7 protein-coding genes are annotated in these 14,598 nt (G+C 45.8%); all 7 read right to left on the bottom strand.

The features are described 5' to 3' along the window. Positions 1–155: 155 nt before the first annotated feature. The gene (locus tag G337_RS0110010; RefSeq protein WP_028863765.1) at positions 156–2,900 is read right to left on the bottom strand and encodes a sulfide/dihydroorotate dehydrogenase-like FAD/NAD-binding protein; all 2,745 of its coding nucleotides are present in this window, start codon (positions 2,898–2,900) and stop codon (positions 156–158) included. A 2-nt stretch (positions 2,901–2,902) separates the two neighbouring features. Next, complete coding sequence (locus tag G337_RS0110005; RefSeq protein WP_028863764.1) at positions 2,903–7,906, bottom strand: 2-oxoacid:acceptor oxidoreductase family protein; 5,004 nt, start codon at positions 7,904–7,906, stop codon at positions 2,903–2,905. A gap of 414 nt (positions 7,907–8,320) precedes the next feature. Further along, positions 8,321–8,923 (bottom strand): lipoprotein insertase outer membrane protein LolB, encoded by a 603-nt coding sequence (gene lolB, locus G337_RS0110000; protein ID WP_037027297.1) that lies wholly within the window; start codon positions 8,921–8,923, stop codon positions 8,321–8,323. Between the two features lie 109 nt (positions 8,924–9,032). Then, positions 9,033–10,106, bottom strand: a complete 1,074-nt coding sequence (locus tag G337_RS25985) for a GGDEF domain-containing protein (protein ID WP_051303130.1) — start codon at positions 10,104–10,106, stop codon at positions 9,033–9,035. A gap of 112 nt (positions 10,107–10,218) precedes the next feature. After that, a complete protein-coding gene (locus G337_RS0109990) occupies positions 10,219–11,304 on the bottom strand; it encodes an HD domain-containing phosphohydrolase (protein ID WP_028863762.1) in 1,086 nt (361 codons plus the stop codon). Between the two features lie 443 nt (positions 11,305–11,747). Then, complete coding sequence (recN, locus tag G337_RS0109975) at positions 11,748–13,418, bottom strand: DNA repair protein RecN (protein ID WP_028863761.1); 1,671 nt, start codon at positions 13,416–13,418, stop codon at positions 11,748–11,750. A 127-nt stretch (positions 13,419–13,545) separates the two neighbouring features. Then, positions 13,546–14,445: an NAD(+) kinase gene (gene nadK, locus G337_RS0109970; RefSeq protein ID WP_028863760.1), complete on the bottom strand. Its 900-nt coding sequence runs from the start codon at positions 14,443–14,445 to the stop codon at positions 13,546–13,548. Positions 14,446–14,598 lie beyond the last annotated feature (153 nt).

The following is a 14,598-nucleotide window of genomic DNA, read 5'->3' as shown; positions in this document are numbered from 1 at the left end:
CTCTTTATTAAGCTGTTTCGAAAACGAGATAGTAGCGATTAATTGTTTTTAAATACAGTGCAGCCGCGATTATTTAAAGCACAGGAATAAAGCCAGCTCGTTTGTGATAACCCCTTTCTGGTTGAAGAGGGCCGCGCCGAGCCGGCTTTCAGCTTTTATTCATCAATTAAATTATGCTCGATCTGGCTCTGATGTTCCTGCGGTTTAAATTGATTAAACCGAGGTAAGAACTTATCCCAGTCGATAATATGACTGTTTATTTCAGGACCATCGATGCAGGCATGCTTACGGATCAGTTTGCCGTTTTCCATGACCGGCACCATACACGCACCGCACATTCCCGTTGCGTCCACCATAATGGAGTTAAGGCTGGCAACACATGCAACATTATAACCCAGCGTTAAATCACTCACTGCCCGCATCATCATCGGCGGACCAATAGTGACCACCTCTGCAACAGCTTCTGCTGCACTGTCTCGATTACTGCTGAGCATCTCTTCGAGCGGCATGGTGACAAAACCTTTAATGCCGAAAGTACCATCGTTACTGGCATAAATAACTTCAAGCAGATCCGGATAGCGGCTGCGTAAGGCTTCAATGCGCCCGCCTTGTTCTGTCCAGAAACAAAAGTCGAGACCTCTGAATCCCGAGATTAAGGTGACCTTGTTGCCTGTTTCAAGATGCGCGCGCATAATCGGGTATACAGCAGGTAAACCGACACCGCCGGCGGTGAATATAATACGCTGTTTTTCAGGGTGTTTGACTACATGGCTTGCCCGGCCAAGCGGACCTGCAACCGCAGTAAAGCAGTCTCCCTCCTGCATCTGGTTGATGATCTTTGAGGTACTGCCCAGCCCCTGAATAACCAGCACAATGGTGCCGTCTTCCCGGTTCCAGTCAGCAAGGGTTAACGGCACTAGTTCACCTTTATCATCGGCTAATACGCGGACAAACTGTCCGGCTTTGGCTGATTGTGCAATCAGGGGCGCTTTAATGGTGAATTCTACAATCTCATCGGTTAACTGCAGGCGTTTAACGATTTCCGCGGCTGTCTGCCCCAAGTCCGTATAACGGCTCGCCTGTTTGACAAGATTTTTGACTTCTTCGGCATTAAAATTCAAGCCCTGCATGATCTCCTGTGCCGCCGCCTGACCGTCACCCGCGGCTTTAATCGCAGTAGAGCCGCCGCGGGCAGCATCGCCGCCGCTGTAAATACCGCTTAACGAGGTTTCCTGTGATCCTTTGTTGAGCTGCACAGTGCCCCATTTAGATGTTTTTAAACCGGGCTCTGCATCTTTGACAATTGGATTTGAATTGTTGCCGAGCGCCATGACGGCTAAATCAACCTGCATCAGCTCAGTTTCACCCGTTGCCTGCGGACGCCGGCGCCCTGATGCATCCGGCTCACCCAGTGCCATCACTTCAAGTCTGCAGCCGGCAAGCTGGTGGTTTTTGTCTCCGTTAAACTCGCAGGGAGAGCGCAGCTCTTTAAGTTTGATCCCTTCCTCAAGGGCGTGGTGCAGTTCTTCAACTCGAGCTGGCATCTCCTGCCGGGTACGTCGATAAACAATCGTCACATTAGCGCCCAGGCGACATGCGGTACGTGCGGCATCCATTGCGGTATTACCGCCGCCGATAATCATTACCTCTTTGCCTTTAACGTAAGGCAGCGGAGTTTCATATTCCGCTTCATTAGCATGCATCAGGTTAACCCGGGTTAAAAACTCATTGGCCGACATGATATTAAGCAGATGTTCACCGGGTATGTTCATAAACCGGGGTAAACCAGCGCCTGTTCCCACAAATACCCGTGCAAAGCCGGCGCGCTTTAAGTCGGCAAGGGTGGCTGTTTTACCCGCAATGTAGTTGGTCACAAAGCGCCCGCCAAGCGCTTTGATTTTGTCAACCACATCATCGATCAACTGATTCGGTAAACGGAACTCGGGAATACCGTAACGCAGTACGCCGCCGAGTGCGTGAAATGCTTCAAATATAGTGACCGGGTAACCCGCTTTCGCTAACAGATAAGCGTTAATCAGTCCTGACGGGCCGGAACCTACAACAGCAACCGGTGGTTTAGCCGCTGCTGCCCAGGGGCTGCAGACCACAATATCGTCAACCTCTTTGTTGTCTAACTCTCGTTCCCGCTGCGGTAAAAACCATTCGAGCTGCCCGATTTCAATGGGACGTTCATTAAGGGTGCACACCCCCTGACACTGCAGTTCTTGAGGACAAACGCGGCCGGTTACATTCGGCAGCGGGTTTGCATCGCGGATAAGTTCAAAGGCGTCTTTAAACTTACCTTCGCCCATCAGATTCAAAACTTGCGGTATATGAATTTTTACCGGGCAGCCGCCGTCATTATCAGAGCTTTCCTCACCTTGTTTGTTACACTGTGGAATACCGACTTCACAAGGGCTGTCTTTACATTGTTTATCACGCAGTACTTCTAACCAGACAAACAGATCCACTTCCCGTAAACTGTAACCCAGCCCCATATAACCAAGATACCCCTGGTTAACCAGATCAAAGTCTGTGCACCGCTCGGAAGCCGGGCGGACATAAGGGGGAATATTGTTTTTCCCCGGCCAGCCGTCTGATAAGCCTTTAAACATAGGATAACGGCTGGATAGATGTTGATCTAACCCGTGGATAAAAGCACGTTTTTGTTTAAGCGGGATTCGCCATAAATAACGCTGCAGAGCGGTACTGAGTTCATTACCCGCCAGTAACAATTCCCACAGTTTTTCTGTAAAGGCCTCGGTCAGCCGGCCCTGTTTGAGCATCTGCCGGATCGCCTGCTGGCTTTCTTCAATGATCATCTGCTGAAAGCGCTGCGGATCCTGCTCTATCCGCTGCATTAATAAGTCGCGTTGCGACTGAGATAATGTGGCAGTCATAATTATACCTCCGCGGCGGCTGGCGAATTAAGGTGGATAATTTCAGCATCACACTCAGCTGCGATACGCGCCGCCCGGCTGATCAGTTCATCGGTTATGACGGTATTTTCCAGTGCGCCGGGGATAACGCGGCTGACAACTTTTGCTGCACCGTTATCAACAATGGTGACTTTTTCAAATAATTCCCCTAACTGCTGGTAACAAGTTTTGCAGTCAGTACATTCACTTTGCTCCTCATCGCTGATAACCACTAAGGGTTTATCAGCGCCTGAAGTATTGACCGCTGATTGTACGGCTTCCACCTGAGTCACTGGAATCGACTGCTCAGCTGAGAGAGGACCTGTGGTCATAGCAAGCTCTGCTAAGCCGTTGGCGATACTGTCGATCGTCTGTTCTTTAGCCTCGACAGCCTGCTGACAGCGCTGCTGCCACTGCTGGATCTGCTGCTGGTAATCCTGCTCAACTTTTACAAGGTGCTGACCGCTGATCTGCTGCAGCATTCGCCAGTTGCGTAAACGCTCTTCGGTCAGGACAATAATTGAATCAGAAACACTTAACTGGATTAAGCGCCGCTGTTTATCTGTTGCCCAGACAAACGGTACTTTACCCCTGCGCTGTGATGCGCTTAGCGCGATGTAATCAGCTACTTCTAACAGCGATGCGCTGCTGTTGACCACTTTGAAATGTTTCTTAAAGCGCCCTTCATGCAGAGCAAAATCAGCAGGGGTAAAGGGTACTTGTTTTAACTGGGTCATACCGTCAGCATCAGTATAAGTAATGATCTGCTCAGCCCAGTCCTGCTGGACTTCAGGGTTTCCTTCTAATGAGAAGCGCTGTGCTAATGTTTCACCTTTACGCGGATCATGAACAAAAACAGGATTCATGCGGCTTTCAACGGCCAGTCGTGAATGGCGCGTACTGGCATCATCGGCGATACCGTGTTCACCCATACATGGGGTATAGACATCAAACAGAGCCGGGGCATCCTGATAGTTCAAGTATTCTATCAAGCTTGACATAAAGTGGCCCTGCAGTGCTGTTGAGGTTTGTACAACCATTACTTTCGGGTGGAAGCTGGCAATAATGCCTAACTCTTTGCGCGCCTCTTCTTTACCGTTGTGCGTGGCGCCGAAACGACTAAGATCTGAGTCTTGCGCCGTGAAGCTTGAGGTAGATGCCTGACCGCCGGTATTAGAATAGCTGCCGGTATTAAGAACCAGGATTTTTACCGGTGTCGATGTTGTCAGCAGGCGGGACAGTGCTCCGAAACCAATATCGTATGTTGCACCGTCACCACCGACGCTGAATACTGTCGGCAGTAACGCCAGTTCCTGCTCGGAAAGCTGAGGCCACTCAAGGTAGCGCAGCTGCTGGTCATGGATCTGCGGGTCATAGAGATCATCAATATCCAGTTTTGCACTGCGGACGGCTTTAATCTGCGCAAGCTGATTAGCGGCTTCACCTTCAAATAAACCTTTCGCAACAGCCGGTGTATCCTGAAATAAACTGTTAATCCAGGGATCATTATAGGGATTAGACGGGAAGGTTGATGCGTAGACACTGCTGCAGCCTGTGGCGTTGGCAATAAGGGCATCAGAAGGGCCGTTGCCCGTCGGGCCGTGTTCGAAGTGGAATAGACGTTTGTCTAATATCGCGATTGTCTGCCGGATACGCTCAGATCTGTGTGTATCGTTTTCATCGCTCATCATTGTAGTAAGCTTGACCTTTAACTGCTCAATCAGATTTTCTAACTGCTCGCTATGCGCATGATAGCGCTGCTGCTGCAGAGCGCGGTTTATCGATGTGACTAAACGCAGCGCGGTTACTTCACCGCAGCCTCGACAAGCGCCATGACCGGAACTCATTGCGTAGTAATTATTACGATCCAGTAACAGACGCTTCGCTTCTGCGCTGGACTGTGCCGCCTGTTCAATGAATCGAACCGGGGTACTCGGCATTGCAGCTAATGTATCAAAGAACTGATGCATCCGGGTATTAAGCTCGCTGCTTTGACGTACTTTTTCAAGTGCGTTAGGACCACAAACCTCGACACATTCCATACAGCCGCTGCATTTGTCCGGATCGACAGCAACGCTGAACAGCCCGCCTGAACCCGGCAGTGCATTTTCCATGGCGTCAAAAAAAGGCTTAGTACGGCTTAGCGGCATATTTTCAAGCATTGCACAGACACTGCTTAAATGCTGCTTCAGTGCCTGGTTATTGAATGACATGTTATCAATAACTCTTGCCATAAGTTCATGTAAAAGTGCTGTTTCTCCTTTAGCTGTACTGCGGTATTGCTGACGAACCGCATCACAAAGAAGGGGAACCTGCGCCTTGATATGTTCAAGCTGTGCCGGCGGCAGACCAAGTTTGTCGACTGCAATGTTTAATATATCGTGCAGTTCATGCACTGCATTAGGAATTGCACCGTCTGGACAGGCAATTGTACACTCCATGCAGCCGGTACATTTATCCGGATTGAATACGGGGACATTTAAACGGAACAAGCCTTTATTTTTAGTTACCGCACTGGCGGGCGGTAGAAACATGCCTGAGCCTGGAATGACTGGGGCTTCGCTGATGCTGCCGTCGGCGTAGTTTTTACCGGCAATATTATCAAAGTAAGCCTGGTCGAATAAGCCGCAGCTGGCGCTGCTGGTTTTATTGTGCTGTTTCTGTACTGTTTCGCCGCTTGTGTCATTATCAGTGAAGTCGGCGTAACATACAGCTTGTGTTGCCTGCACGCCGTCATGAATTACCGCCATATTACCGGCAACGATTTTTTCACCTTTTGCTCCAAATTTCTTATTAATCTGCCGTTCAATACGTTCCAGCATCTGCTGCGGATCGGCACCATTAGTCACCTGTTTCGCATGACCACACAGGGCGCCGATAAAGGCAATGCCCATCATTCTAATTTCTAAGTCAGGCGCCGGTGCATGCTTACGGGCAACTTCAAAAGCATCAACAACATAGAAATTAATCTTTTTCTCACGTATATAGCTGCGGGCGCTTTGCGGCAGTTCCTGCCATACCTGCTCGGGTGTATGGTGGCTCTGCAGAATAAAGGTGCCGTTTTCTGTGAGCCCTGCGAGCGGGTTGGTATGCATGAACACCTTGTGATCCGGTGACAAAACAACCTCAATCTGCTGCAGTTCGGCGTTGGTGATTTTGATAGGCTCAGGTGACAGTGTTATGAAAAAATTAGTCGGCGCGCCGCTTTTTTCTGAACCGTATTTAGGCATCGATTTAGAATGTAAACCCAGTGCACCAGCGAGAATGTCGGTGAGCAGTTTACCCGTTGCAATGGTGCCGTAACCACCGACGGAGTGGAAACGAATGCGCATTGCGCTTTGCGGCAGCAGGTTCGGGTTTTCACCGGTTTCTAACGCCATCAGCTCAGTATCCGGGTAGGCTTGACGCAGGCGCTGCTGGGTATCGTCTAACTCTCCCGATGCTTGATATTCAAAGAACTGACTGCCTAAATAAAAGAAAGGTTTACTGTTTTGTGCAGACATATTTTCAAATGCTGCAATCAGATGACAAGGCTGCAGATCATGGCCGCCTAATCCAAAGATACCGGTATTGATCTGAGGCGGATTAGTGAGCGGCATAATGCCTTTGTGACGAAGGCAGGCAGCATTTTCTGCCGCCTTAAATAAAGCACGCGAGACTCGTTCCGTAAGGCGCGTTTCATCACAGCGTTCAAGAATGGTAAGCGATTTTTTACCTGCTAGTTTTTCAATTAACTGCGCTTCAGGAAACGGGTGCAGCTGTTTAATTGAAATCACCCCCACTTTATGACCCCGGGTGCGCAGATAAGCGGCAACCGCTTCTGCATCATCAGTAACAGAGCCTAAACCAAGCAGCACGTACTGCGCATCACTGCACATAAATTCCATAACAGGCTGGTATTGTCGGCCTGTTAATTTCGTATACTCGTTCATAGCCTGTTCGATAAACTGCGGCACATCACTCATAAAATGGGTACTATGATCGACAATACCTGCTTGATAATCGGGTTGATTCTGCACGCCGCCGGTTAAGCCTGGATTGTGTGTATCAACTAAAGCGGGCACGCGTTGACGGCTGTCTTTTTGATAGGCGTTCAGCCAGGTACGACGCCATTTGTTCTGCAGCTGTGCAGGAACGAACTCACTGGTTTCACTAAGGTGGTCGCCGTTACTGTCTTGTTCTAACGGTTCACAATTCTGTTCAATATAGTCTTTTAATTCCCTGCACTTATCCGGCCAGAACTGATCCTGATATTTGTTTATAAACTGCTTGAGCTGCCATACTCGCCCTTTCGCTCCATAAAGCATTCGCTGTGCTTCTGTTGGTGCGGCAATACGACCGCTGGGGTCACCGAGATACTGCTTGAGCATTTCCGGCTCAGGCAGCTTAACTTGACTTTGAATGTGGCTGGTTGCAAAACCGTCCATTGTATTAGCTACAGGAATAAGGGAGAGGGCACTGACTCGATAAGAAATAGCCGCTAAATCAGCCGCCTCCTGTGCGTTGCTGGCAAATAACGTGGTATAACCAGCAGAGAGCAGGGCGTAGACATCATCATGGCCGGCCATAACGTTTAGTGAATGACGAGAAACAGATCGAGCTGCAACATGAAGTACAAATCCAGCGGTCTTTTTGCCGACCGTAACATAATGAGATTCTAAAGCGTAGAGGATACCTTGACTGGAGGAAGCATTGGAAATGTATTTCCCGCCGGTTAATGCTGCCCCTAATGCACCGCTTTGTGCGGAGTGCTCACCTTCAGGTTCAAAGAAAAAGGGGTGTACGCCCCAGACATTGCATCCGCCGTGTGCACGGAATTCTTCATATAGTTCAGAAATTTCTGTCGAAGGTGTAATAGGATAACCAATCACGCCGCCGCAGACATGATTCATAACATGCGCAACTGCGCCGTTACCATGAATAACTGCTGCTAACCCCGGGTATTGCGGAAAATCTTGTTGTTTATCAGATTTGGACAATAAAGACATGAGCTATTTCTCCTTGTATGTATTAGGCAAGCTAACCGGTCGATGACTCTGACCAACAACATACAAATCGCCATGAATTTCCGGCAGTTCAGGAAGTTTAGGCGCGTATCTCAGCTTGAAACCTTAAAACCATAACTATTTGAAAAACAAAATGAGTGTCATTGAAATACTACACTAGTCGGCGGAAGATAATGCGCAGATGTTCACAAAATAGACGCTTGGTCTGGTTCTCGATGAGTTATTCTTTTAGACAAATAATATAGGCATACGTTCATGGCTGGTTCGGGGGGAAATTTCTGGATGTGGTGAATTTTTAACGGACTTAAGCGTGGCAGATAGTCAGGATAGAAAACGGCTGTTTACGGCTGCACTAATATAGTGATGTATGCCGGCAGCCCGGCATGTTTTTTTGAATTATAGGCTCTCACTGACAACCCATTTACTGATGGCAAACTTTAAACGTAAATCCGGGCGTTTAAGCTGCAGTTTGTGCGGCAGGTTAATGTGTTCTGTGGTTTTATAGTCCGCATAATCAATTGACCAGCTGATATTGTTTTTGTCCTGCCCGTTTAAGCTTAATAACTGGTTATTTTCATTGAGCTGGTAAAGTGCATTTGTCGGGTTGCCTTTGATCCACTGCTGCAGGACATCAATAGGTATAACAAAACCAGATAACTGCTCAATCAGGGTTTCTGTATCGTCCCCATAATAGGTTTTACCGTCAAATATAATTTTTGTTTCGCTTTGATCTTTTTTTACATCTAAAACGCTTAATCCGACAAAGTTAGTTAAAGTGATTTGAAACTCCTGGTCAGACTGCTGCCAGAACAGGTTCAGGCTGACACGCTCCTGCGCTGTGATAAAAGCCAGCTTGCCGGTTAACTGCCAGTTATTTAAATTCTGCAGCTGCTGCTGGTGCTGAGACCAGGAGTCATTTTTCGGGGCGTCACCAGCTGGAATTTGTGCACAACCAGCTAATAAGAATATAAAGCAGAAAAAGAAAAAACGTATTTTCATGGACTATAAACCAAATAAGAGAAAAGAGAATAGTAACCAGTAACAGAAAAAAATACAGTAAAATTTAGGGGCTGGGAATAACAGGCCGTAAAGAGATTACACAAAACACTCAGAAAAAATTTACCCCTCCTTCTTCAAAGTCCTCTGTCTGTTCGCATATTTCTCCGGCAGATAATAATGCTTCATAGATCTGTACTTGATTTCTACCGTGATGTTTTGCGTAATATAACGCCGTATCAGCTTTAATAATAACTTCGCGCGGATCATTTTGTTCTGCGATCTCTTTAGCGCCGATACTGACCGTCAGTTTTTCAATTTTTGCATAGCGGTGAGATTCTATTACCTGCCTTATACGTTCAAAGGCTAACAGTGCATCCTGCTGGTCAGCTGCTTTGACTATTAAAACAAACTCCTCACCGCCGAAACGAAACACTTTGTCGATATCCCGGACACTCTGCTCCAGAAGGCGGGATACGAGTATTAATATTTCATCTCCGTAAATATGGCCGTAGTTGTCGTTGATATCTTTAAAATGGTCAATATCAAGTACGCACAACCAGTCTTTCTGCTCACCGTGATAGTGCCTGAAATCCAGTCTGTCGTGCAGATGGGGTTTTGTACTGCCCTTGCAGGGGGTTCTGTTTTTAATTAATAAACGTGTGATTTCAGATTCCAGGGTTTCACGATTTAACAAACCGGTTAACTTATCGCGATTAGTGACGGCAATAAGTTCCAGATAATTGCAGTAGATTTGTAATACACCATGAACCAGACGTCTTTGATCCTCTTTTCGGTGTTTACTGGTCTGGATTAATACTGCAAAAATTTCGTTATGAGCGTTAAAAGCCGGGTAGATGATCTGGCCCTGCAGATGATTGTGTTCCTGGTTCAAGGAAACTATTTCCCCTTTATCAACAACATCAAAAATTGCCTGCTGAAAATGTTCGGAAAAGCGTTGTTTTTTGGTAACCTCGGTGGTGACGATATTATCCTGAGATGCGAAAGCTGACAGCCCCAGTCTGATAGCCGGCTGTAATGAAATAACCTGATAAAGACGAAAACTGCTGTTTTCATCAAATTCCAATAATGTTTTTAATAAGTTATGTTCAATAACTCTAGGGTCTCGATAGCGTGTGATTTCAGCTAATGAGTTGATGAACTTTATGGAATTAATCTGATTCAAAGTAGCTCCTGAACTGCTGACGATCATTACAATATAGGCTGCTTTTAAAAAAAATCGACATAAGTATTTGTTTTGTGATCTATTGAACAAATTTAAATCAATATTCTGTTGGTTAATTCGGATATTTTTCCTGTATTTTGATAAACAGGGGTAAGTTTTCTAATAAAAGGTCAACCAGCAGCGGATCGAAATGCAGGCCGCGCTGCTGTTTAAATAATTCTAGTATTTTATCCAGCGGCCAGGCTTCTTTGTAAACTCGTGCGCTTCCTAATGCATCAAATACATCGGCAACTGCTGTAATGCGTCCGTAGATATGAATATTTTCGCCTGTGAGCTGCTGCGGATAACCGGAACCGTCCCATTTTTCATGGTGCTGATAGGCAATAACTGCGGCTGTTTTTAATACCGGACGGCTGGAGTGATTAAGTAAGTTAAATCCGATTTCTGCATGTGTTTTCATTATTTCGAATTCGTTTTTATCAAGCTTTCCTGGTTTCTTAAGCACTGCATCTGGAATCCCGACCTTACCAATGTCGTGCATCGGCGAAGCAAGTTTGATCAGCTCTGCTTCATCTTTATTAATACCGCTAAGAAGGGCTAATAATTCGGAATATTCTGCAACACGGCGGACGTGATCTCCAGTCTCTTTCGAGCGTGTTTCGCCAATCTCACCCATAGCGTAAACAATCTCTTTCTGCGTTTCTATAATTTCCTGATTGAGCGCTACAATTTCAGTGATATCAGCGCCGTATACTACGATACCATCAAGTTGAATTGAGCCTCGGATCACTAATGAATAAACACTGCCGTTATTCAGCGTCAGTTTGCTGCGCTGAATCAGCTCTTGATTTATGATCTGCCGGATGTCTGTTTTAATTAAGTCTTGAAATTTTTCTACTTCAGGGAAAAGTTTTTTAGCTGGTTTATTAGAAAATGCCAGCCGGCTGTCTGATTTAAAAATAAACACCGGCTGCGGATTATATCTCGGCAGAAAATTAACAAAGAGATGTTCTTTTGCCTCTTGAGTTTCTCGGTGAAGAAGGTGAGTAAGAGGGCATTTTGATAATAACCCAGTCTGGATTAACATTAACCCTGCTGGAATCAGCAGATACCACAGAAAATGGGAGCCGGCGGCGACCAGCAGGGTGCCCAGCAGCACCCTGATATTACTGTCTTTTTTACTAATATTGATTAACATTCGTCGAATAACCTCGAACTGTTATAAATAAGAGATGCTAAAAATATTATCTCTAAAGACGAATGCTGCAACTTAAATGCTGAGTTATCTCAACTTTTTAGTCGATATGCTAGGTGAAACTATATTTCCCGTTTACTGCACAAGTAGCTCCCGGGCATTGGCTAAAGTACGCTCAGTGATGCTGTCTCCGCCTAATAAACGGGCCAGCTCATTTAAACGATCTTTACTATTCAGTTTTAACAAATTTGTAGTCAGCTGTGTTTGCTGTTTTTCCGTTGCTTTTTGATTTACTGCACAAGCAGCTCCTGAGCATTGGCTAAAGTACGCTCAGTGATGCTGTCTCCGCCTAATAAACGTGCCGGCTCATTTAAACGATCTTTATTATTCAGTTTTAACAAATTTGTAGTCAGCTGTGTTTGTTGTTCTTCCGTTTCCTTTTTGATTTACTGCACAAGCAGTTCCTGAGCATTGGCTAAAGTACGCTCTGTGATGCTGTCTCCGCCTAATAAACGTGCCAGCTCATTTAAACGGTCTTTGCTGTTGAGTTTCAACATAGTGGTATTTGTTGTTTTGCCGTCACTGTGTTTATTAACAAACATCTGCTGATGGCCGTTTCCGGCAACCTGAGGTAAATGGGTTACACAGAATATCTGTGTATTTTCTCCAAGGCTTCGCAGCAGCTTGCCGACCACTGAAGCTGTCGCACCACTGATACCGACATCTACTTCATCAAAAATCAGTGTCGGTGTAGATACCCGCTGGCTGATAATAACCTGAATTGCCAGACCGATCCGTGATAACTCGCCGCCGGATGCGACTTTACCCAAATCCTGTAATGACTGACCCGCGTTGGTCGCAACCTGGAACTCAATACTGTCAATACCAAGCGGGCTTAGAGAACTGTTCTGTGTTAATGCCACATGAAACTGACCTTCCTGCATATTTAGCTTTTGAATACTTGCACTTACTTTTTTACTGATCTCTTTACTGTAACGTAAACGGCTTTGGCTGAGTTTTTGTGCATGCTTAAAGTAATCCTCTTCGGCCTGCTGCAGATCCAGGCTGAGCTGCTCTATCTGAGCTTCACTGTTGTTTAACTGTTTATACTCTTTGGCCAGCTTCTGATGATGTTGATAAAGCACTTCCGGCTGTACCTGATGCTTGCGTGCAAGTGCTAGTGCTTCGCTCATGCGCGTTTCCAGCTGCTGAAAGTATTCCGGATCCAGTTCTAAATTATCACTGAAATGGCGCAGCTCGTAACTTGCTTCTTCTATTTGAATAACGGCTTCCTGCAGGCTGGTTACAATGCTCTGTAAATTGTCATCGTTTTCCATCTGTGGCTCAAGCAGAGTAACACTGCGTCGCAGTAAGCTCAGCGAATCAGTTTCCTCGCCTTCAGTTAACTGATTCAAGCTTACCTGGCAGGCTTCCAGTAGAGAGCCGCTGTTGGCTAAGCGTTTGTGCTCCTGCTCTATAGCCTGAAATTCGTCCTCACTTAATGCAAATTCATCAAGCTCAACAATCTGGTATTCAAGCAGCTGTTTACGGGCCTGTTTCTCCTGCTGGTTTAACTGCTGCTGTTTTAATTGTTTATTTAAGAAGTGCCAGCCCTGGTAAGTATCTTTTACTTTCTGCAGCAGCGCATGGTGACTTGCATACTCATCAATAATAGACAGCTGAATATCATTTTTTAAAAGACTCTGGTGGGCGTGCTGACCATGAATATTAACTAATAACTGTCCGAGACTTTTTAACTGTGAAAGCGGCACCGGGGTACCGTTAATGTAAGCACGCGAGCGTCCCTCTTTAGTGATAATGCGGCGTAATAAACACTCGTTATTAGCACTTAAACTGTCTTCAAGGTCATTATTTTTAAGCCAGCTCTGCGCATGCGGGGTATCATTAAGCGTAAATCTGGCGCTGACTTCAGCTTTATCGGTGCCGGTTCTGACCATATTGGCATCAGCCCGAGAGCCTAAACACAGGCCCAGCGCATCGATGGCTATTGATTTACCAGCACCGGTTTCTCCGGTAATGGTTGTCATACCGTTATGAAATTCCAGCTCCAAAAATTGAACAATGGCAAAATGTTGCACGGTTAACTGATTAAGCATAGTTGTCATACCTCAAATACTGCAGATAGCTGCTGTTTAAAACTACTGTTTGTAGGTACAGTGTATTACTGTTTTTTTAAACAGTAAAGTGAGGTGTGTTAAATTTTCTGAAATTTCTATTTAAGAGTTAAAAAAGTTTATTACCCCAGCCGAGTTTATTCTGCAGTACATGGAAATAGTTATAATTTTCAGGGTGGACTAGTTTTAACTGGTGCTGGGTTTTTCTGATTAATATTTCATCGCCGGGCAGAACGGATAAATTAACATGACTGTCACAGCTGATCTGCATCTCAGTGGTATTACTTTCAGCAACTTTTAAACGTACGCAGCTGTTTGCATCAATAACTATCGGGCGGCTGTTTAAAGTATGTGGAAACATAGGCAGCAGGCTGATCGCATCAAGGTTCGGGGTTAAAATCGGTCCGCCGCCGGATAGAGAGTAGGCCGTTGATCCCGTTGGAGTGGAGATAATTAAACCGTCTGCGCGCTGGTTAAGCATAAAGTCATCATTGACATAAACTTCAAATTCAATCATATGGGCAATTTTATCCGGGTGTAATACCGCTTCATTTACCGCTGTGTTACTGCTTTTCATATGCCCGTGGCTGTGAACCTGCGCTTCCAGTAAAAAACGATTTTCTACCTGATATTTGCCCTGTAATACTTCATTCAGGGGCTGCTCAAAATCATCGGGATCTAGATCGGTTAAAAATCCCAAATTACCCCGGTTTACTCCGATAACCGCAATATCAAAGCGGGCGAGTACGCGTGCTGCTCCAAGCATATAACCATCACCGCCGATCACAACGGCTAAATCGCACAACTGGCCGATACCCACAAGGTCGGCACTTTTTACCTCTTTTACCGGCAGATCTGCGGCAATACGGTAATCAACAATCAGCTCTAAACCTTTCTTTTCTAAGAAACGATATAAAGCTAACAGTGTCTGCCTGGCTTCAGGATGTTGAGGTTTTCCGATTAAACCGATTGTTTTAAATTCAGTCAGATCAGTATCTTGGCCTTGCATAGGGCACCTATATGGAAATAAATTAAGTATTATGAGTATACCTGATTAATGACAGTTTACTCACCCCTTAATAATGTAAGGCGATACAGACAAGTATTAATTCGCGATAAAACCCTCTTTGATAAAGACAGCAAAGTTAATCGACAAAGAATT

Origin of the sequence: Psychromonas aquimarina ATCC BAA-1526 (assembly GCF_000428725.1) — a bacterium.
GTDB classification, from domain to species: domain Bacteria; phylum Pseudomonadota; class Gammaproteobacteria; order Enterobacterales; family Psychromonadaceae; genus Psychromonas; species Psychromonas aquimarina.
Note: the sequence above shows the minus strand (reverse complement) of the source record. Positions and strands in the feature narration are given on the sequence as shown.

Excerpts from the sequence above, each read along its gene's own strand:
- recN (WP_028863761.1), bottom strand. The coding sequence starts at position 13,418 with ATGCTTAATCAGTTAACCGTGCAACATTTTGCCATTGTTCAATTTTTG.
- G337_RS0110005 (WP_028863764.1), bottom strand. The coding sequence starts at position 7,906 with ATGTCTTTATTGTCCAAATCTGATAAACAACAAGATTTTCCGCAATAC.
- G337_RS0109990 (WP_028863762.1), bottom strand. The coding sequence starts at position 11,304 with ATGTTAATCAATATTAGTAAAAAAGACAGTAATATCAGGGTGCTGCTG.
- nadK (WP_028863760.1), bottom strand. The coding sequence starts at position 14,445 with ATGCAAGGCCAAGATACTGATCTGACTGAATTTAAAACAATCGGTTTA.
- lolB (WP_037027297.1), bottom strand. The coding sequence starts at position 8,923 with ATGAAAATACGTTTTTTCTTTTTCTGCTTTATATTCTTATTAGCTGGT.
- G337_RS0110010 (WP_028863765.1), bottom strand. The coding sequence starts at position 2,900 with ATGACTGCCACATTATCTCAGTCGCAACGCGACTTATTAATGCAGCGG.